Below are 23,020 nucleotides of genomic sequence, written 5' to 3'. Positions count from 1 at the left end.
GGAATCTGCAGTATCCGGCCAAGAAAACCTTGCCTTTGCCCGATAACTTGCCCAACAAGCAGGTCGAAAATCCGAGCCGCGCTTTCCGTCATCGCTCTTTCGCCACATTGGGCGTGCAGGGGAGCCGCACACTTCAATTCTTAGTTCCATACGAGGGCAGCAACATGGCAGGACCAGGACAACAGCGCGAAGCGAGCGACGGGGCCAACACGGTAGCGGCTCTGGGTTTGCGGCGCGCCGCTTTGCGCGGCATGCTCGCTTCCCCGATCATCGATGCCGACGACCAGAAGGGCCTGCGCGACGAACTCGTCGCCGAACTGCGCTCCATCGCCAATTCGATCTCCCGCGCTCCCGCCAAGAACGCGGTCGAGCTCTGCGCCAAGCTCGACGTGCTCGGTGAGGAATATCGTCCCGACGGCGACAGCGGTTCCATTCGCGAACTGATCGCCTCGATCCGCCGCGACGTCGTCAGCCTGACCGGCCGCCCTGCGGCCCAGGAGCGCGCCTCCTTCCAGACGATCCGCCCGCTGCACAATGCCCGCGCCGCCGAAACGACCCAGCAGCCGGCTGCGGCCGAAGCAGCTGGCGAAGCCAAGGCTGACTAAGCCTTTCTTCGTCGCCGGAAACATCGCCCCCGCGGAGCGATCCGCGGGGGTTTTTCTTTGACTTCCGCCCTCCCCCTCTGGAACTGCCGGGAGCAAGGCGCGTCCGGTCGATTTCGCCTCGTGGCGCAACGCCTCGCCCCAAACGAAAGGGGCAGGCTCGCGCCTGCCCCTTCATCACATCGGCATCCGGACCGACAAGCGCCCTTATTGAGCGTTGTCGCCCTCGCCTTCGTCGTCGCTGCTGCCGCCTTCGTCGCCACCACCGGCACCGCCGCCGCTGCCAGCGCTGAGCACCTGGCCGTTGACGCTCACCGCCTTGGTCGCCGCGTCGAAATCGACATCCCAGACAGCCTTGCCGTCAGCACCGGTCTTGGCCAGTCCCTTGATCAGGGCGATGCCCATCAGGGCCGATTCCTTGTTGGGAACCTGCGCGGCGTTCACGGCCGCGATGATCTGGTCGAGATTGGTGGCCGAAATCGTCACCTTGCCCTTCTGGCTCGGCATGACGCTCATCTTGCCTTCAGCGCTCACGGCGCCGGCCGGGGCGGTGAAGGTGCTGGGCGCCAGGGTCACATGCGGCTGTCCGGCCATGAAGAGGGCCAGGAATTGCGGCGTCAGCTCGTTGGGGATCGGCGGATCCTTGCTCGCATCGAAATTCTCGATCGCCAGCTTGGTGATGGCCTCGAGATCGACGCCCTCGAACTTCACATCGATATTGCCCTGGCCCGGAACCAGCGGAGCCACCCAGCCTGGGATGACCGGAGACTGCGGCAGCACCAGCCCATCATATTTAATGTCGATGCCGTAGGAGGCATCCTTGACCGCACCGGTCATGCCGACGCCGTAGCTGAGGCTGCCAAGCTTGACCGGACCGACAGGCGTGTCGATGGTGACTTCATTCAGCTTGGTGGTGCCGGACAGGTTGTTCCACAGCGGCAGGGCTGCAGTCAGCTTCTGCTTGATCTCGGCCTGCTTGGCGATCAGTTCCTTGGGATCCTTGGAATTGGCGGCCATGCCAATGAATTCCAGCACCGTGGAAAGCTGGAAATTGTCGATCTTGCCATCGGTGGTCAGCGACTTGGCCGCGACCTTGATGGTCAGGGGCTTGGTCTTGCCGACGATGTTCTCGACGAAATCGGTGGCCGAACCGGTGGTGCTGACGTCGACGCCCCCACCGCTGCCGGCGGCTCCGGTCAGCTTGGAGGTGATCGCGCCCATGCTCGCGGTCACGGTGCTCTCCGCATCGTCCATGTCCATCGACATCGAGGCGCAGGTCGCTTCATAGCTCGAGAAGGTCGAGATCTTGGGATCGAACACGCCCGTCGACTTGCAAGGCGCCGTAACCTTCATCGCGAAAGGCTTGTCACCCTGGGTGCCGCTGAAATTGTAGTTGATCGGCGAATCGCTGGTCACCGCATAGGTGCCGTCCGAATTGGGCGTGGCCAGATAGGTGATCGGATCGAAGCTCGCAGTGACGCCGGCTCCCTTGAGCTGGGCCAGGGTGGAGCTGAGGTCGAGCTTCACGGCATAGGCACTGCCCTGCGGGGTGATCGACAGGATGCCCTTCTCGAAAAGGCCGCTGCCGAGCGTCTTGGCGAGGCTGTCCTGCAGTTGCTTGGCGCCATCCGCCGATACGCCCTGCGCAAAGGCGGGAGCGCTCAGCAGCGTCGCGGCCAGCAGCGTGCTCCGAAAAGCCAGCCTGGCGGCGGGACTGCGGCGTTTCATGCGAAGAAGTTGCATGGAGTTTCCTTCAGTGGGTGGTAAGCCGTTTCGCGGCGCACTCTTAACGCATAATCATGAGGTGCGCACGCCTGGGTCGATGAAAGAGCGGTGGACGTTCAGAACCGGCTTTGAACCGGTACAGCAGCACTAGGCCCCGTCGCGATCGGAAACGAGGTGCCGAAACGCACATGACACATTCGATAGTCTCCGTGACGGGAGCGTTTATCACGCTGCAGGTGGATCATCCTGAGGCTGTTATGGATTATGGATGAGGCAACGGACAGTTCCGCACGTCACAAACCTTCCTCGATACAGACAACGACGCGCGAGCGCCGCCGAGTAGCCATGCGGCGGTCACCACCCAGGGTAGCATCCTAGCACCAGCCCTCAATCGATACATGACAAGAGGTCAAAAAAACGGCGAGAACCGCGATTGCCAGCATGAAACGTTTACGGTTTCGCAGCATTATGCGATGAAAACAAAAGTGCCCTCGGTAATGGTTCGGTGTTAGACCTACATCGCTGCCGTCCGAAAAAATGGAAGCGACAATGACAATTCTGAAGATCCTCACCGCCGTTTTCGTCCTGGCCGGCCTGGCAGCCTGCGCCAGCGACTATGGTCAGGCCGACCGCCGTCCGGCTTACGTCGTCGGTCCGGATACGCCGTTCCCGCGCTGAGCCCTGCGGCCGTAACAAACGCCTTGCCGGTCATTCGTACGGGTCGAGGTTGTTCATCTATGGCGCTGTAAAATTCGGGCTACAGCCCCTATCAGGTTTTTCAGCCTGCACGAACGCCCTGCCGATCCGGTAGGGTTTTCTTTTGGTAGAAGCATCAGCCCGGCACGTTTTTCCCCAACACAGTGAAGCTCATCAGCAACCGCGCCCCTTCTGATCAAGACATGGGGTGGTGCAGCACCATGGGTACGTCCGCTGCTTGAGAGAGGCCCCCGACGGGAAGGATCCTGAGCCAAACTTGGCGCAGCCACGGCGAGGAGCTGCCCGCCAGCCTCTCAAAAGAAAAAACCCGGCGCGCATCGACGGCCGGGTATTCAGTTACATGACAATGAGTACGCCGGTCAGAAGGGGGACTGCCGACCGTCGCACTGAATTATCGGACGAGCCGGCAGGAAGCTGCAACCGGTGGACACGGGCGGCACAGGGATTGTGGAAAGACAACAAAGGACTGGCAGCACGCGATCGCCTGGCGCCCCCATACCAAGGTATGGATTGTTGGGAACCGAGCCGGTCTCTACGATCCAAGGGCTTCTTTGGAAATGGAAGCTGGAGGCCCGGGTCTTTAATCAGACAGCCCCCCAGCCCTAAGCCGGGCCTCCTATTTTACCTCCCCCTCATCAAGCCGATCCGGTCAAGCCAGCGTGCCAATTCAGCGGCGCTCGCTGCTCCGGCAGGCTGTCTAGGTCCCACGAACCAAAGGCGATCTCACCGAGCCCAACCTTGTTCCCGGTGAAGCGAATCCTTTTCGTCGGCCAAAGAAAACCCGACGCTGTCGGACGCCGGGCCAAGGTGGTTGCCTGCGGCACCTTATTGCACCGCAAGGTGAATTGTGGAGGTTCGGCATAATTCGAACGTGATATTGCACCGCACGGACAGTGGCGCCCTTGCCCCTCCGGAACCCGAGGTACCTTGGGCACCATATACCTTCGGTTGAGTGGGCGGCAAATGCCACAATCTGAACAAGAAGTGATAGCACCTGACTTCGAGGGAGGAATTGGGGGGCGTCATGGAGAACCACATGCGCTTCATTCGCAATACCTCAACCCTGACAAAGGCCCTGTCCGCCGCCCTCCTTGGCGCTTCCCTGTTCGCGACTCCCGTTCTCGCCAACAATGGCAAGGGAGGTGGTGACGGTGGTGGCAATGGCGGTGGCCACGGTAATGGGAATGGTTCGGCTCATTCCTCCAGCGCCTCTGCTGGAGACAGCGACCAGGGAAGCACATCAGACCTTTCGGCAAGCCAGCTTGGTAAGTTGAACGGCTTTCTTCATGCTTCGCCATCTGCTCTCAAGCATGCGTCGCCGAAGTCGGCTATCGGGAAGGTCGTGGCCTATGGCGGCTTGCTGGAGGGCTATCTTTCTCCCCAGCAGGGCACGACGGCTCCGACCCTCGCTCAACTGGCGGCAGCCCTTGCGGCAGCGACCAACAAGCCTCTCACTCCGGCTGTGATCGAAGCTATAAACGCCAAACTGGCCGCGACCAGTCCGACGTTGGCCACGGCAATTTCCGGATATAGCGGCGGCGCATCCGGCCTGGCCAAGGATATTTCCAACGCGGCGTAGCACACGCCGCACTCGATAAGTCAGCGTGCCAATTCACCATCGGTCGCTGGCTCCAGCCCGGTCGGGCGCCATTCAAACACCCGATCGGGCTACCCAAAGAAAAACCGCAGCGATGACAAGCAGGCAAATTGGGCTGTCGCGCAAGGCAGTCTGAGGGGCTTCTGAAACAAAGGCCGGTTGCCAGGCCAATACAGACATGAATGCCGGGATCTTCCGTTCTTGCCCGCCAGAGGCAGCCTTCCACAATGCGGGCCGCCCATTCAACCCATCCGGGAAGATGGCGCAATATCGACGTCGATGAGGGAAGTGGCGGAGACGCAGGGATTCGAACCCTGGATACCCTTGTGGGGTATGCTCATTTAGCAAACGAGTGCCTTCAGCCTCTCGGCCACGTCTCCATTGCCACCCGGATAGACAATCCCGGTCTGGCAATCAAGGTAAAATCGCAACCACCCCCAAGCTTTGTGACGGACACCGTCACGGACGCGGCCCAGCGTCCCGCACGGCAGGGCATGGCGGGAGAACAAGCCGACCTTGGATGTCGCAGGCGATCTTGCGATGGGCGAGTTCGCGAGATTGCAAATCGGCTCGATGAAGCGCCTGGGACGAGCCAGCATTTCCACTGACACGCAGTTTGTTCTAGGAAGCGTCAAGGAGAGACAGCATGAACAGCACTGCCAAGTCCCAAGCCGCCATTCCCAGCTCCGCGATCACGCCCAGCCGAGATATCGAGCGCCTGCTCGAGATCATGGCGGCCTTGAGAACTCCCCGCACCGGCTGCCCCTGGGACCTCGAGCAGGATTTTGCCAGCATCGCCCCCTATACGATCGAAGAGGCCTATGAGGTGGCCGATGCCATCCAGCGTGGCGACATGGCCGATCTCACCGACGAGCTCGGCGACCTCCTGCTGCAGGTGGTTTTTCATGCCCAGATGGCGCGCGAAGAAGGTCTGTTCGATTTCGGCAGTGTCGTCGAGGCGATCACCACCAAGCTGATCCGCCGCCACCCGCATGTCTTCGGCGAGGCCAGGAACCTGCCGCCGGCTGAGGTGAAGAAACTCTGGGCTGAGATCAAGGCGCAGGAAAAAGCCGAACGCGCCCGCCGTCATCCCCCAGCCGGCCCGGAAAGCGCCCTCGAAGGCGTGCCTGCCGCCATGCCGGCGCTGACGCGAGCCGTCAAGCTTCAAGAGAAAGCGGGCAAGGTGGGCTTCGACTGGAACGACATCCGCATGGTGCTTGCCAAGGTACGCGAAGAAGCGGACGAGATCGAAGCCGCACTCGATGAAGGGGCCGACAAGGACGCACTGACGGCGGAAATCGGCGATCTGCTTTTCGCCGTCGCCAACATCGCCCGCCATGCCCATGTCGATGCGGAAGGCGCCCTGCGTGGTGCCAATGCCAAGTTCGAGAGGCGCTTTCACTTCATCGAAGCCCGCTTGAGCGAGAAGGGCACGACACCGGCCCAGTCGAGCCTGGACGAGATGGATGGCTTGTGGAACGAGGCCAAGCGAGCCGGGCTGTAACCCCCTCTCCTTCTCCCGTGAGCATCGCTTTCCCAGCGAGTTCGATGGCACTTCCAGCCGTCGCACAGCCTCGCTGGCCGTGCGCGGCATTCCGTGCGACAACCCCGGACGCACCCGCATTCCTCGTCCCGCGTGATCCGCCATGTCGTCCAGCCTCCCCCCTGCCGATGCATCCGCCGCCCTCAGCGTGGAGGAACGGCGCGAGGCCATCGTCAATCTGGTGCGTCAGCACGGCTTCGTCGGCGTCGAAATGCTGGCCAGTCGATTCGGCGTTACCGTCCAGACCATCCGGCGTGATCTCAACGATCTGAGCGGCGAAGGACGGCTGGCCCGCTATCGCGGCGGCGGCGGCCTGCCTTCGAGCGTCGCCAATATCGACTACAGCGCTCGCCAGATCATGAACCAGGCGGAAAAGGAGCAGATCGCCAAGCTGGTGGCGCGTCACGTCCCCGATCACGCTTCCATCTTCATGAATATCGGCACCACCACGGAGGCCGTGGCCGCCGCGTTGATCCACCATCAGGATCTGCGGGTGATCACCAACAATCTCAACGTGGCGACGATTCTCTCGCGGCACACCGATTTCGAGATCACCATCACCGGCGGCTCCGTGCGCAACCGGGATGGCGGCGTGCTCGGCCCGGCCTGCGTGGACATGATCAGCCAGTTCCGAGTCGATATCGGCATCATCGGCATCAGCGGCATCGACAGCGACGGCACACTGCTCGATTTCGACTATGACGAGATTCGCGCCGCCCAGACCATCCTGCGCAACGCCCGCAAGACCTATCTCGTCACCGACCACACCAAGTTCCAGCGCAGACCCCTGCTGCGCATGGCGTCGATCACCGAAGTGAGCGCCGTCTTCGTCGACCAGACTCCCCCTCAGGCACTTGCCGAATTGCTGGCGAGCAGCGGCACGGAGCTTCACATCGCCAACCTCTGATTGCGCAACACCGCCTCGACGAGAATTGTGACACTGTTTGTCACCTAAAATTCGCCGCCACGTCATTTTCGAATCCCTGCATTCCGAAAATGACGCATTGAAGCGCAAGCGACATTCTACATCTATGCTCGGCTCATCTTTCTCGCCGCCCCGCAAAATCGCGTTACCATGGTACCGCGATTTATAAAACCACCAAATAACCCCAGTGTTTTCGACGAACCGACGACTGGTTCATTCATGTTGCAGCGCAACCTGGGTGCCTGCAATGTCGTTTCTGAATAAATCAACCTCGACCAAAAATGTTCGTTTCTATGAAAACGAAAGAAAAAACTTTCTGTTGCGAAAACAAGAAAGCGCGACAACATTGCCGCCGAAACAAGCGCCTTCATCAATGAAGGATCGAAATACAGGGAGACGGAACGCCATGGTCCACGCCACCTCGCCATGCTCGACCGCCGTCCCCGCCACTGCCCTGCCGCGGAGTGACACCCCATGAATCAACAGGCTTCCGCAAATGAGATTTTCGACGTCTTCGTGATCGGCGGGGGCGTCAATGGATGCGGCATTGCCAGGGACGCCGTTGGTCGTGGCTATTCTGTGTATCTGGCCGAGATGAACGATCTGGCCAGCGGCACGTCGTCCAAGGCTACCAAGCTGATCCATGGCGGCCTGCGCTATCTCGAATATTACGAGTTCCGCCTGGTGCGGGAAGCCCTCACCGAACGTGAGATCGTCTGGCACAACGCACCCCATCTCGTCCACCCGCTGCGTTTCGTGCTGCCCTATTTCAAGGGCCTGCGGCCAGCCTGGATGCTGCGGATCGGCCTGTTCCTCTACGATTATATCGGCGGCCGCAAGAAGTTGCCGCCCACCCGGACGCTCGATCTGCGGCGCGACGAAGCCGGCAAATCGCTGAAGCCGATCTTCTCGAAAGCTTTCGAATATTCCGACTGCTGGGTGAACGATGCCCGCTTCGTGGCCCTCAATGCCCGCGATGCCGCCGACCGCGGCGCCATCGTCCGCACTCGCTGCAAGGTCGTCTCGGCGCGCCGCGACGCCGGCCTGTGGCACATCCGGCTGCGGGACCAGATCAATGGCACGGAAAACGAGGTCACGGCCCGTCTCCTCGTCAACGCCGCCGGTCCCTGGGTCGACACCGTGCTGGCGGATGTCGTCGCGCACAAGGAGCCGAACCAGGTGCGCCTGGTCCAGGGCAGCCACATCATCGTGCCCAAGCTCTTCGACCACGACCGCTGCTACATCTTCCAGAACCCGGACGGGCGCATCATCTTCGCCATTCCCTATGAAGATGAATTCACCCTGATCGGCACGACCGACCAGGACTACAAGGATGATCCGGCCAAGGTCGCGATCACGTCCGGCGAGACGGAGTATCTGTGCAAGGCGGCAAGCGAGTATTTCGCCAAGGAAATCAAGCCAGCCGACATCGTCTGGACCTATTCCGGCGTGCGGCCTCTCTATGACGATCACGCCACCGCCGCCCAGGCAGCCACCCGCGACTATGTCATCAAGGAAGAGTTGATCGACGGCGCGCCGCTGATCAACATCTTCGGCGGCAAGATCACCACCTATCGCCGCCTGTCGGAATCGATCCTCGAGCATATCGAGAAGACCTTGGGTGCCAAGGGCAAGCCCTGGACCGCCGATGCCCCCCTGCCGGGCGGTGACATGCCCAATGCCGATCTCGATGCCTTCATCCGCTCGCTGATGGCGCGCAAACCCTTCCTGTCCCCCGCCCTCGCCCGGCGCCTGGCCAAGGCTTACGGTACGCGCGCCTTCAAGTTCCTGGACAGCGCCAACGGCATGGCCGATCTCGGCCGGGATTTCGGCATGGGCCTCACCGCTGCCGAGATCGACTATCTCGTCGACCAGGAATGGGCCGTGACCGCCGAGGACATCCTCTGGCGCCGCTCCAAGCTTGGCCTGCATCTGCCGCCCGAGGCGGCCGGTGACATCTCCGCCTATCTCGCCGCCAGGCAGAAGGCGCCCGTTCCCCACTGAACTCGTTCCCAGATCCAACCGGACTGCAAGAACATATCGAGGAGGAAAGCATGACCAAATATGTCGGGTCCATCGACCAAGGCACGACCAGTACCCGCTTCATCATCTTCGACCGGCGCGGTGAAATCATCTCCGTCGACCAGAAGGAACACGAGCAGATCTATCCCAAGCCCGGCTGGGTCGAGCATGATCCCGCCGAGATCTGGCGCAACACCCAGAGCGTGATCGCCGGTGCCCTGAAGAAGAAGGGACTGACCACGGCCAACCTGGTCTCCGTGGGCATCACCAACCAGCGCGAGACGGCAGTCCTGTGGAACCGCAAGACCGGCGCAGCCGTGCACAACGCTCTGGTCTGGATGGACACCCGTACCGACAAGCTCGTGGCCAAATTCGCCAAGGAGGGCGGCCAGGATCGCCTGCGCGCCAAGACCGGCCTGCCGCTTGCCACCTATTTCTCCGGCCTGAAGCTGCGCTGGCTGCTCGACAACGTTCCCGGCGCCCAGAAGGCGGCCGAGGCCGGTGACCTTCTCTTCGGCAATCTCGACACCTGGCTGGTGTGGAACCTGACCGGCGGCACCAAGGGCGGCCTGCACCTGACCGACGTCACCAACGCCTCGCGTACCCAGATGATGGACCTGGAGACGCTGGACTGGGATGCCGACATTCTCAACCTGTTCGATATTCCGCGCGCCTGCCTGCCGCAGATCCGCTCTTCCAGCGAAGTCTATGGCACCTGCACGGGCGTGCTGGCTGACGTTCCGGTGGCCGGCATTCTCGGCGACCAGCAGGCAGCCCTGTTCGGCCAGGCCTGCCTGCAGCCGGGCGAAGCCAAGAACACCTACGGCACCGGTTGCTTCATGCTGATGAACACCGGCGACAAGCCCTTCCACTCCACGGCCGGCCTGCTGACCACGCTCGGCTACAAGCTCGGCGACAACAAGCCCATCTACGCCCTGGAAGGCTCGATCGCCATCGCCGGTGCGCTGGTGCAATGGCTGCGCGACAACCTCAATCTGGTGAAGACCGCGCCGGAGATCGAGGCCCTCGCCAATACCGTGAAGGACAATGGCGACGTCTATTTCGTGCCGGCCTTCTCCGGCCTCTACGCGCCGCACTGGAAGGAAAGCGCCCGCGGCGTGATCGCCGGCCTGACGCGCTTCGCCAACAAGGGCCATATCGCGCGTGCCGCCCTGGAGGCGACCGCCTATCAGACCCGCGAAGTGCTCGATGCCATGACCAAGGATTCGGGCGTGCAGATCAAGGAATTGCGGACCGACGGCGGCATGGTCGTCAACGAGCTGCTGATGCAGTTCCAGTCCGACATCCTCAACGTTCCCGTGGTGCGCCCCAAGGTCATCGAGACGACCGCCCTCGGCTCGGCCTACGCGGCCGGCCTGGCGACGGGGTACTGGAACTCCACCAAGGACATCTCGGAAAACTGGGGCGTCGACAAGCGCTGGCACCCGATGATGAAGGAAGAGCAGCGCAGCAAGCTCTTCAGCGCCTGGAACAAGGCCGTCAGCCGCTCGCTCGACTGGGCCGTCTGACCATCACGAACCAAGCAGGGCCGCACCCGGGGGGTGACGGCCCCACAACACAGGGAAGAAAAACATGGCAGTTGGGTTTGTTGGTGAGCTGATGGGCACGGCCACGCTCATCCTGTTCGGGGACGGTGTCGTGGCCAACGTATTGCTGGCCAAGAACAAGGGCCAGAATTCGGGCTGGATCGTCATCACCGCCGGCTGGGCTTTCGCGGTGCTCTGCGGCGTGCTCGTCGCCGTCGCGGCGGGTGCCCCGGGTCATCTCAATCCGGCGGTGACCCTGGCCTTCGCGACCGCGACCGGCGATTGGAGCAATGTCGTCCCGTTCATCGCGGCCCAGTTCATCGGCGCCTTCATCGGAGCCATCCTGGTGTGGCTCGCGCATCTGCTGCACTGGGGTGAGACCGAAGACCAGGGCCTCAAGCTCGCGGTGTTCTGCACCGGCCCCGCCATCCGCAACTACGGCGCCAATCTGGTGACGGAAATCATCGGCGGCTTCGCCCTGCTCTTCGTCGTCGCCGCCATCGGTTCGAAGGGCGTGGCGACGCCGGGCTATCTCGCGCCTTTCATCGTCGGCATGGTGGTCTGGGGCATCGGCGTCTCGCTCGGTGGTCCCACCGGCTATGCCATCAATCCTGCCCGTGACCTCGGCCCGCGCATTGCTCACGCCGTGCTGCCGATCGCCGGCAAGGGCGGTTCGGACTGGGGCTATTCCTGGGTGCCGGTCGTCGGCCCGGTGATCGGCGGCATCGTCGCCCTCATGCTGGCGAAGGCGACGGGCATGATGTAACGGGCATGCCCGCAAGAGACCAAGATGCCCCACTCTTGAAAATGGCCGGCTCGTCCGGCCATTTTTATTGCTGTTACCGCCGTTGTCGCGTCGAGCCCGACGTGACAGTTATACCAATGGTCATGAGCCGGCCCGTCGGATTGTTTTCGGAGCAAGACAGCGATGAAACGCATCCTGATCACCGGCATGTCCGGAACCGGCAAGACGTCCGTGATCCGCGAATTGCTCGCCCGTGGCCACCAAGCCCATGACCTCGATACGCCGGAATGGTCGCATTGGGTTCCGGCCGCCCCGGGAGATAACCTGACACCCGGCCAGGGCGAGGACTGGGTCTGGCAACTCGACAAGGTCGAGGGCCTGCTGTCGCGATCACCCCCCGGGCCTTTCTTCGTCAGCGGCTGTGCCGAGAATATGGCTGAGGTCTTTCCCTTGATCGATGCCATCGTCCTGCTCTCGGCTCCCCTTCCCACCATCATGGCGCGGCTCGCCGCCCGAACGGGTTGGGGCTATGGCCATGCCGAGGAAGAGCGTCGCAAGGTCGCCGAACTGATCATGGCGGTCGAGCCGCTCCTGCGCCGTTCGGCCGATTTCGAGATCGACACCCGTCAATCGGTGCAAGCAACCGTCGACGCGCTATTTCGGTTTATCGGATCTCGCTGACGTCTGTGCTGCCATCCGCGATAACGGCGCCATCACGCCCATCCCCGTACCGTGGAGAAACGATCGCATGCGGGGGGCTGCCATGTCACGTATGGGCGTTGTCAGGACGGAGCGATCAGGCGCGCGGCATGCCGGGAGCCGAGCAAGCCTGTGCGCCGTCGTTTTCGGCCTTGCAATGGCTGCAGGAGCGGCCGAAGCCGCACCGGCCATCCAGTGGGAAGTTGCCAATCGCTTTCCCCTGTTTCGCAATGAGGACCATTTCCGTGCCCTCGCCGGCCTCTATGCCGGCCTGCCCTTGGCCGATCGCCAGAACCAGCCCGTGATGGCGCTCGAGGTCGAACTGGAAAAGCGCGCCGATGCCAGGCAACTCGGCAAGGCTTTCGGCGATCCCGCGACGATCTGGCGTTTCGGCTGGGCCTCGGCCCTTGCCCGCAGCACTTGCTTCAGCGCCACCAATCGCGGGCATTGGGGCTGCAAGCTGGCCAATGGCGAGGACTATGTCGGCGCCCGCAAGAGCGACATCCTCGCAAGCATCACCGAAGCCCCTGCGGGTCGCCAGTGCCAATGGCTGGTCAATGGCTCGGTGGCCGCTACGGCAGCTTGCGACACTGCGCAGATACGCCTGACCGACATCCCCATCGGCACCGCCTTCACCCTGGCCGTCAAGGCCGACGGCTCGGCCCTGGCCGAAGCGCCGGACCAGACGATCCGACCGATCACCATCCTCGGCATGGGTGATTCCTTCGCCTCCGGCGAGGGGAACCCCGACAAGGCCGCGGTGCTCGGCACCGACGTCAACAATTTCCAGGAATCGTCGCATCTGCCGGGTGAATCGGGATGGCGTGGCAGGCTGCGCCTCTACCCCCTCCGCTACAAGCACAATTTCGACAAGAGCTTCGGGATCGGTGCCCTGTGGATCAACCAGCAATGCCATCGCTCGCTCTATTCGCACCAGCTCAAGGCGGCCCTGGCGCTCGCACTGGAAGCGCCACATGCGAGCGTGACCTATCTGGGCTATGGCTGCACCGGCGCCGAAGTCTTCGAGGGCCTGCTCGGCTACTGGGTCGCCCGCGACGACGTCCCCAAGGACAGGCCGGGCAAAGCCGGGCAGTACGATGCCTCGCCGCAGGTCATGCGGGCCTTGCGTGACCTCTGTCCCCTGCCCCTCACGGGCTATAATCGCTTCTCGCCGCCGGCGCATTTTTCCTGGGACATAGATCTCAAGCGCTGCGCTGCCTTCAAGCGCAAACCCGACATCCTCCTGCTCAGCATCGGCGGGAACGATATCGGCTTTTCCCGGGTCATAGCCGGCGAGGCCCTGGCCGCCAGCAGCAATTTCCTGTCGCTTAGACGAACCGCCGAAAGGCTTTGGATCAAGGGGGCCGGTCCCATCACCTTTCAGGATGCCACGGCTGCGGAGAGTTCGCTGGCCGAGCGCTATCGCGTCCTGGCCCAGGCCTTCGAACGGCTCCTGGGCCTGACGGCCTCCCAGGTCATCCAGACCGGCTACCCGCAAATGCTGCACACGGGTAGCGGCACCTGTCCGCATGCCCCCAGCGGCGAAGCCGGAACGGCCGGAATGGATCTTCACGAGATCTTCCGGATCAACAAGCCGACCACGGGCCCGGAATCGGTCACCTTCGTCGACGGTCTCAACGCCAAGATCCCGACCCTGGTCGGATGGCAGGTGGTCAGCGACTTCGCTGCAGCCTTCAAGGGCCACGCCTTGTGCCAGCCTGGCATGGCAGACGGCAGCAATGCCCCGGACGGGCTTCGCTTTCCGATCAGCAATCCAACCGGAGAACGCTGGACGCCGTTTTCGCCGCCGGCCTGGCAGGCCTATCGCCCGCGGCAACGCTGGTTTGTCACACCGAACGATGCCTTTCTCGCCGCCAATACCATGCGTACGCTGGCGGGCAGTGGCGGCGATCCGCACATGAACGGTCGCGCCCAGCCAGTGCTGGCCGCCACCCTCAGCGGCTCCTTCCATCCCAATGCGCTTGGTCAGGCGGCCATGGGGGACGGGGTACTGAAGGCTCTGCGCCAGAAGCTGGGATTGCCCGCACCCACCGCCCCAGCGCCGTAGCGACCGCCCGTGCCGAAAGGGCAATCTCGAACGGGCTCCAAGATTAACCATGTCGCGAGAATGCCGGCCGCCTGGTGATCTCCCCGAAGATCAGGAAAAACGCTCGTTTTCCTCTCGATCGACGTCATTTCGGCCAGTAAAACGACCTTGAACACTATCAGAGCGAATCGCAATTAATATATTGGGCCAAATCTTGTCTGACTGGGCCTTGCTTCCGTCCGATTCAAGACCAAAAGTTAATTTTCAGTAAATGAGCCATTCATCGTAGCGTAGCGTAAGGATGCTCAACCATGAAGAGACTTCCGGGTCTGATCCTGATCACCGGCCTTGCCGTCAGCACGGCCTCCTGCAGTTCGAGCCCGGCCGGGCGAGCCTTCAACGGCGCCCTGATCGGCGGCACCAGCGGCGCCATCGTCGGCAGTCTCGTCGCTCGCCAGCCGACCACCGGCGCGCTGGTCGGTGGTGCCATCGGAGCAACCACCGGCGCTGTCGTCGGTCTCGTCACGACGCCGGAGCCCGCCCGAACCAGCTGGTTCTGAAGTCCAGCGCTCCAAGCCCCAAGGAAGCAGGGTCCGTTGCGCCAGACGGACAGCCAGGGCAACGCCGACTGGCTCCAGTTCACCTCTCGATTTGACGCTCGACACCGCCAAGCGCCATAGTCGTGCTGTCGTCGCACGCCGTGTGTGGAGGGCCTTCGATGTCGAGACCGGTCGCGGGTTCGGCGGGAACCATCATTCTGACGATCTGCCTGGCTCTACCGGCGCTCTCGTCGGAGCTGGCGCCGTGGCCCCCTCGCGATCCCGGACAGCCCGAAACGAACGTCGCCATGACGAGGGGCTGGATCACCACCTTGCGAGAAATCCGTGACTTCGCCAGCCTGCAGAAGGCGGCCGGCTCCGGTGGCAAGCTTCTTGCCGTCGAAACCGATCTGGAAACACCCCGAGCAATCTATGGCTGGAAGGGACTGGACGGCCGCGGGCAGATGAAGGTCTTTCTCTATCGCACCGGAGATTTCGGTATCACCGCCACGCCTGCAGACGGGGCGGGTGACATCACCATGAACAACTCGGGGGCCTTCGTCTGCCCTTCCTGCTCGCCGCCGGTCGATGCCTGCGGGCGGCGTCCCTCATGGGTGTCGCACAGTGTCCATTGGGATGGATCCGATTGCCATTGCACTATCACCGGTCCGCAGACATTGCGGCCTGGCCCGTGTTGAAGGCAGGTTCGGACTAGGCAAAACCCGCAACCAGGATGAGCTCCCGGCTACCCGCCTCTACGGGCTGACGATCCCAATCGCCGTACCAGATCTGGCGAGAAAATCCGGCCTTCTCGGCAAGAGCAGAAATCGTCGCCTGGGACGCGAAGCGCAAGGTGCTGCGGCTGGAGACCTCCGTTCCATCATCGAAGCGATAGATGGAACGAAAAGATACCAGCTCGCCCTGTTTCTCGATATCGACATGCGCCGTTTCGGTGGCCCCCGCCACGGAACTCCCCACCAGCGGCTTCGCCCATTCTTCCCAGATCCGCGCGTCGGGATTGCGCGTCTCGAACGCGAAGCGCCCGCCCGGCGACAGCCTTTGTTTCACGGCCCGCAGGAAGGCCAGCGTGGTCTCGTCGTCGAGCAGAACCTGGAACGCGTGCCCGGTCATCACGGCGAGGTCGAAACTTCCCTGGACCTCTCCGACCAGTCCGTGAACCCACCGCACCAGTTGCCCCTGCGGACGCGACCGTGCCACGTCCAGCATGGCTGCGGCCGGGTCGACAGCGGTGACTGCATGCCCCTGCCGGGCAAAGGCTGTCGCCATCATCCCGGTTCCGCATCCGATATCGAGGATGGCGAGCGCCGGTCTACCTGCCAAGGCGAGGTAGAAGTCGCTGTCCGGTCCCCACGGGTTCTGCATGTCGTAGAGATCCACCAGGCGCGGATCGGTGTAATGCGCACTCAGCTCATTCAACGGCTGCGATCCCGAACCGCCGCCTGACCTGGTCGGCGCGTTCCGGGGCCACGCGCACGGAGACATGGGTGACGCCATCCTCGTCGGTCTCGCGGGCCAGCACGTCGGTGTTGGCATGCAGCCAGGCAAGGCCTGCTCCATCCGCGGGAGGGATGTCGATGGCGAGTGTCAGCCGTCCGGCGGCAACCACCGCCTCGACCCGGTCGAGCAGCGCCGGCAGCCCTTCCCCGGTCACGGCCGAGACCACCACGGGCCGATTCCCGCCTTCGCGCCGGGAGGCCGTCAGCAACGCGTCGCGCGCCGGCTCTTCGAGGAGATCGACCTTGTTCCAGACCTCGATCACCGTCTGCCTCGTCCCCTCCTCGATGCCGAGGCTGTGCAGGATGGAGCGCACGTCGCCCGCCTGGGCTTCGGTGTCGCCATGGGAGATGTCGCGCACATGCAGGATGACATCCGCCTCCAACACCTCTTCCAGCGTGGCGCGGAAGGCCGCCACCAGCATGGTCGGCAATTCGGAGATGAACCCCACCGTATCGGACAGGATAGCCTTGGTGCCATGCGGCAGCTTGAGTGCCCGTAGCGTCGGATCCAGCGTGGCGAACAGCATGTCCTCGGCCAGCACCTCGGCGCGGGTCAGCCGGTTGAACAGGGTCGACTTGCCGGCATTGGTATAGCCGACGAGCGCCACGATCGGATAAGGCACCTTGCGCCGGCTGATGCGATGCAGGGAACGGGTGCGTTTCACCTGCTCGAGCTCGCGCTCCAGCTTCACGATGCGATCCTGCAGCAGGCGCCTGTCGGATTCGATCTGGGTTTCACCCGGACCGCCGAGGAAGCCGCCGCCGCCGCGCTGGCGTTCGAGATGGGTCCAGGATCGGACCAGGCGACCCTTCTGATAGTTGAGATGGGCGAGCTCGACCTGCAGCGTACCTTCCTTGGTGCGCGCGCGCCGGCCGAAGATTTCGAGGATGAGGCCGGTGCGGTCGATCACCTTGGCGCCCCAGGCCTTTTCCAGATTGCGCTGCTGCACGGGCGACAGGGCGCAATCCATCAGCACGAGGGTGATATCCTCAGCCTCGACGACCGCCTTGATCTCCTCGACCTTGCCTTTGCCGATATAGGTCGAGGGCCTGATTTCGCCGAGCGCGACCACGACGGCACCGACCACATTGAGATCGATGGCGCCAGCAAGGCCGACGGCCTCTTCGAGCTTGGCTTCGGGTGATCGCACGAAGTCGTTCTCGCTCCGGCGCGACAGCACCGGGGCGACGACATAAGTTCTTGTGCCGGAAGCAACTTCCAGCTCATGCGCATCGATGCGATGCGCCGGATCCTTGAGAGTATTTGCTGTCAAACGTCAACTTTCGGGCGGGGTTGCCCCCGCCACCGCCGGTACGGCAAGAATCAAAGCTTGTCCGCGCCCTCGATCTCACCGCCTTCGAAGAGTTGGACGGGATGGCCCGGCATGATCGTCGAAATCGCGTGCTTGTAGACCAGCTGGGAATGACCGTCGCGGCGCAAAAGCACGCAAAAATTGTCAAACCAGGTCACAACGCCTTGCAACTTCACACCATTCACCAGGAAGATCGTGAGCGGGATCTTGTTCTTGCGGACATTGTTGAGAAACGTGTCCTGTAGATTTTGGGTGCGCTCCGCCGCCATAATACCCCCGAAACTCCTTGACCGCGGTTGGTCCGCGGACATTCACAAGCAAAATCAGCCAACGCTGACGCGCCTGCCTTTCATGCAATCATCCTACATAGTCGACGGGGATGCTGCGTCGCGCAAGCAAAAGTTTGCAATCGCCACGCGTCATTCCGCCCAATCTGTCGGAATGATCGCAGATGGGCCCCAAGCCATCATCTGTCAAGCAACAATGGTATACCATAAACTAAAGTGAATGCTCGGCCACCTCATGGAACCGTGCGCGCAAACGCGTGGTGAGAGCCCCCGGCTTACCGTCACCGATCACCGTATCGTCAATACGCACGACCGGCATGATCAATGCCGTCGCCGCGGTCACGAAGGCTTCCTTCGCGGCCTTGGCTTCCGCCAGCGTGAAGGGCCGTTCGCTGATCAGCAGATTATCGCGCCGGGCGAGGTCCAACAGCGTGGTTCGGGTCACGCCCCGCAGAATGCCGCTCTCGGCCGGGCGGGTCAGCAGCGTATTTTCGCGGGTGATGATCCAGGCATTGCTGGCCGCCCCCTCGGTGACATAGCCGTCCTTGTCGACGAACCAGGCCTCCTTGGCGCCGCGCTCCTTGGCCCGTTGCCGTGCCAGCGCATTGGGCAAAAGGCCCGTGGACTTGATGTCGACCCGTTCCCAGCGATTATCCGGCAGGCTGATTACCGAAATGCCGTTGGCAGCACCCGCCTCGGCCTTGCTGCGGTCGACGGAACGGGCGGTCACCACCAAAGTAGGCGGCGTATCAGCTGCCGGAAACACGAAATCGCGTCTGGCCGCTCCGCGCGTGACCTGGAGATAGACTAGGCCGTCGCGGACACGGTTGCGCCGGACGGTCTCGCGCAGGATCACCTTGAGCGCCCCCTCCCCGACAGGCATGCCGATGCCCAGCTCCGAGAGGGACCGCTTGAGCCGGGCAAGATGCCGGGTCTCGTCGATGAGCCGGCCGCCGAAAACCTCGCAGACCTCATAGACCCCGTCGGCAAACTGGAAGCCACGATCCTCGACATGCACGCAGGCGTCGCGCAGCGGCACATAGACCCCGTTCACATAGGCGGTGCGGCTCATGATGGCCTCAGGCAAGCTTCGACCGGGATTGGGCGGCAAGGGCTGCCGCCAAGACTCGGCCAAGATTTGGCAACCCAGACGGTGTGCCGCAGATTGAGGCCAGTGACAACCCGCGATCAGCCGTCACGCCAGCCAGAAGGGCGCGCCCTGGGCAAAACGCTTCCAGAGCTTGTGCAGCGAACCGGCAGCGACTTCCTTGTCGCGAGCCTGCCAGCCGGTGACCAGGCCGGCGCCACGATGCAGGGCGGCATCCTGCGCTTCGTCCGTGAGCACGGCCAGCAGACCGCCCGTCGTCGCCGCATCATTGGCCAGACCGAGCCCTTCCTGGAGGTCAGCCAGCCGGGCAAGATAACGCTGCGCCTCTTCCTTGGTGTCAAAGACACCCCGGAAGAACTCGGCACCGTAACGCAGCTTCTTGAGCACGAGCCGCAACTCATGCTGAGCCACCGGCTCAAGCCGCCTGAAATGCTTTCCCCCTTTCAGGGCACGGCGATGCAGCCGTTCCAGCGCCTGGCGAGCGAATTGCTCGGCGGTCTCCGCCAGGATGCCAAGCGAGCCGCTGGCGATATCATTGCGCCAGGCGCGCCTTTCGACGGTGCGCCCGAGCGTCAGCAGGAAACGGTTGTAGCGGGCACCGGCGAACAGTTCGCGCAGATGCTGATAGCCATGCAGCCGCCTCGGCTCGACATGAGCCCGCATCGCCGCAAAGGCCTTCTCGTCGGGGCAATGTGTCTCGATGCCGGGAATGGTATCCACCACCAGCACGTCCCAATTGCGCACGGGCCCGAGCGTCGACGCCAGCCACTTGGCCTCCACCGCCAGCAGCGCGAGCGTCGGTGAGCCGATCTGGCGCTGGAGAATCGAAATGGCGGTGCGCATGCGTCGCAACGCCACCCGCATCTGGTGCACACCTTCCGGCGTCCTGCCCTCCTCCACCACGGCCTGATTGGCGACCATGTGGCGCTGGCAGTCACCGAGCAGCTTGGCGACGATCTCGTCGACATTGTCGGCGGCGCCGATGCTGCCCTTGGCAGCCCGCACGCCCTCGGCCGGCGGATCATAGGCGAGCTTATAGCCACGATCGGCCTTGGCCAGCGTACCTACGCGAAGGGGCGCGACATCGAGCAGGGCCAGGGCGACGTCATAGAGGGCACCCGCGTCTCCGCCCTTGAGCTCCAGTTCGAGCTCGCTGATGGCCTCGCGGCGCTCACCGGCCCGAATCTCACCCTGATCGAAGGCAAGTTCCAGTTTGGCGGCCGGCAGGTCGAGCGCCTGGATACGCCGGCGGAACTTGGTGACGAAGACGGCCTCGAGCACGCCGTTGCCGACGCCGTCCATGCCGATCTCCAGGGCTTCGGGCGGCAAGAGGGCCAGATCCGGCTCCAGGCTCGGTACGGGCACTTCCCATTCATGGCGCGCCAGGGGATTGGTGCCGTCGGCCGGGCGTTTGAGCGTCTGGATAAAGCTCTTGCCGCTCTTGCGTACCCTGAGGGCGATCTTGTTGCGATAGAGCTGGCGATCGGGCGTATCGTAATAGGCGTTCTCGAAATTGCGAAAGACGCCGCGATTGCGGGCATGCTGGGCAATGACGGGAACCGCAGCGAGAGAATCGAAGCTGTCGGCGGGGGCCAGCAGCTTGAGTTCGATTTCCCGATTGGCAGCCGGGGCCGGCAAGGTCGGTGCGGGCACTGCCGGTGCGGGTCTACTGCCTGTTTCCACGTCTTTACTCCGAGCAATGTCGTCACCGGACCGACGCGCCCGTTTTGATGACGATTTGATGACGAAGTGGAGCTATGGCAGATCAAATTGTCACATACTACCGCCCGGCAAGCCCTGAAACACGCATCACCGTGGACAAATGTGGTTCAAATCATTTCCCGCGCCAGCGATGTGAATGACCAGAGCCTGCAATGCGGGGGCTGCCGTTCGCATTCGACGGGGTACCAGGCCCCGCCCGTCAACCGGTCCAGCCGCCGTCGATGATGTGGATCTGTCCCGTCGTATAGGTAGCACCGGCGAGGTAGACGACGAGATCGGCAATCTCCTCGGGCTGACCGATTCGGCCGATCGGCTGGCGCGCGACGAAAGCGGCACGCGCCGCCTCATAGTCGCCGGTTGCCTCCAGCCTTTCGCGCAGGGAGGGGCTTTCGACTGTCCCGGGGGCGATGGCGTTGCAGCGTATGCCCTTGCTCACATAGTCCGCCGCCACCGATTTGGTGATGCCGACCACTGCGGACTTCGAGGCCTGGTAGGCAAAACGGTTGGGGATTCCCTTCACCGACGAAGCCACCGAAGACATGTTGATGATGCTGCCGTCGCCGCGCTGCAGCATATGCGGCAGGAAGGCCTTGATCATGCGGAACATCGCGGTGACGTTGAGATCGAAAGCGAAATTCCAGTCCTTCTCCGTGCAATCGAGAATGGTGCCGGCGTGGACGACGCCGGCGCAGTTGAAGAGAATGTCGGCCTGGGGTCCATGACGTTCGGCAAAGGCGGCGATCGCCTCCGGTGACAGCACGTCCATCCGTTCGACGGCGATGCCTTCAACCCCGGCGAGATCGGCCAGCTTGTCTTCGGCAATGTCGGTGGCCACCACCTGTGCGCCGGCGCGGGCCAGCGCTATCGCCGAGGCGCGGCCGATCCCCTGGGCGGCCGCGGTGACAAGGGCTGTCTTGCCCTGTAGGGGTAGCGACATTTCACTCTCCGTCGTCGATCGCCGGCGAACCGGCTCTTTTGCATGTGCTCGGCTTTGCTTGGGGACGCGCCTGCCTGAATGGACCGGCGCCCCTTCCCGATTGATAGCTGCATTTGTATGAATTATTCAAATCGAAGGTCGTCGCAAATCGTCGCGCATCGCCTTGGGAGTATAATCTGACCGGGCCCGGTTGCCCGGGCCATCCCTGTCCCATATGGTCGGCGCCGCATCGAGTTTCTGAGTCTGACAAGGCGGGATTATGTCCGGACAGCGCACTTTTCTTTATGTCGGCGGCCCCACGCGCCCAACGCCATATTACCCAACCCACAACGCCAAGGGCATTTCCGCTTTCTCCTTCGACCAGGCAACCGGTGCCATCACACCTGTCGGACTGATCGAGGGTATCGACAACCCAACCTGGATCGGCGTCGACGCCAAACGCAAGGTGCTGCATGTCAACAGCGAGGTGTTCGGCTGGAACGAGGGCACGGTTTCGGCCTATGCCATCGACCCCGCGGACGGCACGCTGAGCTATATCAACAAACAGCCGACCCTGGGCAGCATCGCCGCCTTTAACAGCCATGACCGCAACGCCAATTTCCTGCTCGTCGCCAATTACAGCCTGACCGCGGAAGGCGAACTGCCCAACAAGGCCATCGCGGTGTTGCCGATCCGCGAGGATGGCGGGCTGAAAGCAGCCGTCAGCGACGCCACCCATGCCGGCACGGGACCGGATCCGGAGCGCCAAGAGCGCCCTCACCCCCATTGCGTCCGCGTCACGCCCGATAACCGCTATATCGTGGTTGCCGATCTCGGGCTCGACCTGCTGGTGGTCTATCGCTTCGATGCCCAGACCGGTGCGATCACCCGCGCCGGAGCCGCCTCCGTCCCAGCCGGGGCCGGTCCGCGCCATTTCGTCTTCCATCCGCGCGGCAATCTGCTCTATGTCGCCAACGAGCTCGACTCCACCGTATCCTCCTTCGCCTTCGAGGCGGACCAGGCCAAGCTCACCTTGGTCAGCACGATTTCGGCACTGCCCGAATCAGCCGGATCGGGCAGCTTCTGCTCGGAAATCGCGATTTCGGCCGATGGCGCCTATCTCTATGTCGGCAATCGCGGCCACGACACGATCGGCGTCATCGCCCTCGACAGCGAAGGCGGCATGGTGCTGGAGCACAACGTACCCTGCGGCGGGCAGTTTCCCCGCCATTTCGCCATCGACCCTTCGGGCAATTTCCTGGTGGCGGCCAGCCAGAACAGCGACAAGCTCGTCGTCTTCGCCGTCAACAAGGAGAGTGGCGAGTTGACCCCGACCGGCACCGAGATCCAGACCGGCACGCCGACCTGCGTGGCCTTCCTCCAGATCGACGAAGCCTGAGGCATTTCCCAAAAGCCGGCATTACGGAGCGCATCGCCCTTTGCGATGCC

At 63.0% G+C, this 23,020-nt stretch carries 20 protein-coding genes and 1 tRNA gene; 13 read left to right on the top strand and 8 right to left on the bottom strand.

Annotation, left to right across the window (positions count from 1 at the left end):
- The first annotated feature begins 164 nt into the window (after positions 1-164).
- Positions 165-605, top strand: a complete 441-nt coding sequence (locus QM672_RS22730; protein ID WP_311938128.1) for a hypothetical protein — start codon at positions 165-167, stop codon at positions 603-605.
- 204 nt (positions 606-809) lie between these two features.
- Here QM672_RS22730 and QM672_RS22725 read toward each other — a convergent pair whose 3' ends face one another.
- On the bottom strand, positions 810-2,345 hold the full coding sequence (locus QM672_RS22725) for a hypothetical protein (RefSeq protein ID WP_311938126.1): 1,536 nt from the start codon (positions 2,343-2,345) through the stop codon (positions 810-812).
- Between the two features lie 531 nt (positions 2,346-2,876).
- Here QM672_RS22725 and QM672_RS22720 point away from each other — a divergent pair.
- Both QM672_RS22720 and QM672_RS22715 read left to right on the top strand, forming a co-directional pair.
- Complete coding sequence (locus QM672_RS22720; RefSeq protein WP_245197435.1) at positions 2,877-3,005, top strand: YgdI/YgdR family lipoprotein; 129 nt, start codon at positions 2,877-2,879, stop codon at positions 3,003-3,005.
- Positions 3,006-4,080: 1,075 nt separating this feature from the next.
- The gene (locus QM672_RS22715) at positions 4,081-4,623 is read left to right on the top strand and encodes a hypothetical protein (protein WP_311938124.1); all 543 of its coding nucleotides are present in this window, start codon (positions 4,081-4,083) and stop codon (positions 4,621-4,623) included.
- Positions 4,624-4,930: 307 nt separating this feature from the next.
- Here QM672_RS22715 and QM672_RS22710 read toward each other — a convergent pair.
- Positions 4,931-5,021: transfer RNA gene (locus tag QM672_RS22710), tRNA-Ser, on the bottom strand.
- 311 nt (positions 5,022-5,332) lie between these two features.
- On the opposite strand from QM672_RS22710, the gene mazG reads away from it, so the two are divergent.
- The 9 genes from mazG (at position 5,333) to QM672_RS22665 (ending at position 15,406) form a co-directional block, all read left to right on the top strand.
- A complete protein-coding gene (gene mazG / locus QM672_RS22705) occupies positions 5,333-6,145 on the top strand; it encodes a nucleoside triphosphate pyrophosphohydrolase (protein ID WP_367623414.1) in 813 nt (270 codons plus the stop codon).
- A 142-nt stretch (positions 6,146-6,287) separates the two neighbouring features.
- Positions 6,288-7,091: a DeoR/GlpR family DNA-binding transcription regulator gene (locus QM672_RS22700; RefSeq protein ID WP_311938122.1), complete on the top strand. Its 804-nt coding sequence runs from the start codon at positions 6,288-6,290 to the stop codon at positions 7,089-7,091.
- Positions 7,092-7,583: 492 nt separating this feature from the next.
- Positions 7,584-9,113, top strand: coding sequence for a glycerol-3-phosphate dehydrogenase (gene glpD / locus QM672_RS22695; RefSeq protein ID WP_415085295.1), 1,530 nt, complete (start codon positions 7,584-7,586; stop codon positions 9,111-9,113).
- Positions 9,114-9,163: 50 nt separating this feature from the next.
- Positions 9,164-10,660, top strand: a complete 1,497-nt coding sequence (gene glpK, locus QM672_RS22690) for a glycerol kinase GlpK (RefSeq protein WP_367622581.1) — start codon at positions 9,164-9,166, stop codon at positions 10,658-10,660.
- Between the two features lie 64 nt (positions 10,661-10,724).
- A complete protein-coding gene (locus QM672_RS22685; RefSeq protein WP_311938115.1) occupies positions 10,725-11,444 on the top strand; it encodes an MIP/aquaporin family protein in 720 nt (239 codons plus the stop codon).
- Positions 11,445-11,606: 162 nt separating this feature from the next.
- Positions 11,607-12,104 carry an AAA family ATPase gene (locus QM672_RS22680; RefSeq protein ID WP_415085294.1) on the top strand — a complete coding sequence of 166 codons (498 nt, stop codon included), beginning with the start codon at positions 11,607-11,609 and terminating at the stop codon, positions 12,102-12,104.
- A 175-nt stretch (positions 12,105-12,279) separates the two neighbouring features.
- Positions 12,280-14,190, top strand: a complete 1,911-nt coding sequence (locus QM672_RS22675; RefSeq protein WP_415085293.1) for a hypothetical protein — start codon at positions 12,280-12,282, stop codon at positions 14,188-14,190.
- A gap of 290 nt (positions 14,191-14,480) precedes the next feature.
- Positions 14,481-14,729: a YMGG-like glycine zipper-containing protein gene (locus tag QM672_RS22670; protein WP_105862915.1), complete on the top strand. Its 249-nt coding sequence runs from the start codon at positions 14,481-14,483 to the stop codon at positions 14,727-14,729.
- Between the two features lie 158 nt (positions 14,730-14,887).
- Positions 14,888-15,406, top strand: a complete 519-nt coding sequence (locus tag QM672_RS22665; protein ID WP_415085291.1) for a hypothetical protein — start codon at positions 14,888-14,890, stop codon at positions 15,404-15,406.
- A gap of 13 nt (positions 15,407-15,419) precedes the next feature.
- Here QM672_RS22665 and QM672_RS22660 read toward each other — a convergent pair whose 3' ends face one another.
- The 6 genes from QM672_RS22660 to QM672_RS22635 form a co-directional block, all read right to left on the bottom strand.
- Positions 15,420-16,145, bottom strand: a complete 726-nt coding sequence (locus QM672_RS22660) for a class I SAM-dependent methyltransferase (RefSeq protein WP_415085289.1) — start codon at positions 16,143-16,145, stop codon at positions 15,420-15,422.
- Entirely contained in the window at positions 16,138-17,499 is a 1,362-nt protein-coding gene (gene hflX, locus QM672_RS22655; RefSeq protein ID WP_415085287.1) for a GTPase HflX, read from the bottom strand. The genes QM672_RS22660 and hflX overlap by 8 nt, the downstream gene beginning before the upstream one ends.
- Positions 17,500-17,549: 50 nt before the next feature.
- Positions 17,550-17,807 (bottom strand): RNA chaperone Hfq, encoded by a 258-nt coding sequence (gene hfq / locus QM672_RS22650; RefSeq protein WP_068290859.1) that lies wholly within the window; start codon positions 17,805-17,807, stop codon positions 17,550-17,552.
- Between the two features lie 229 nt (positions 17,808-18,036).
- Complete coding sequence (locus tag QM672_RS22645; RefSeq protein ID WP_415085285.1) at positions 18,037-18,897, bottom strand: D-amino-acid transaminase; 861 nt, start codon at positions 18,895-18,897, stop codon at positions 18,037-18,039.
- 123 nt (positions 18,898-19,020) lie between these two features.
- The gene (locus QM672_RS22640; protein WP_394309257.1) at positions 19,021-20,616 is read right to left on the bottom strand and encodes a CHAD domain-containing protein; all 1,596 of its coding nucleotides are present in this window, start codon (positions 20,614-20,616) and stop codon (positions 19,021-19,023) included.
- A gap of 238 nt (positions 20,617-20,854) precedes the next feature.
- Entirely contained in the window at positions 20,855-21,592 is a 738-nt protein-coding gene (locus QM672_RS22635) for an SDR family oxidoreductase (protein ID WP_415085282.1), read from the bottom strand.
- 259 nt (positions 21,593-21,851) lie between these two features.
- Between QM672_RS22635 and QM672_RS22630 the strand changes: the two genes are divergently transcribed.
- Positions 21,852-22,970 carry a lactonase family protein gene (locus tag QM672_RS22630; RefSeq protein WP_311938097.1) on the top strand — a complete coding sequence of 373 codons (1,119 nt, stop codon included), beginning with the start codon at positions 21,852-21,854 and terminating at the stop codon, positions 22,968-22,970.
- Positions 22,971-23,020 lie beyond the last annotated feature (50 nt).

Source organism: Labrys sp. (in: a-proteobacteria) (genome assembly GCF_047605565.1).
In the GTDB taxonomy this organism is placed as follows: Bacteria; Pseudomonadota; Alphaproteobacteria; order Rhizobiales; family Labraceae; genus Labrys; species Labrys neptuniae.
Note: the sequence above shows the minus strand (reverse complement) of the source record. Positions and strands in the feature narration are given on the sequence as shown.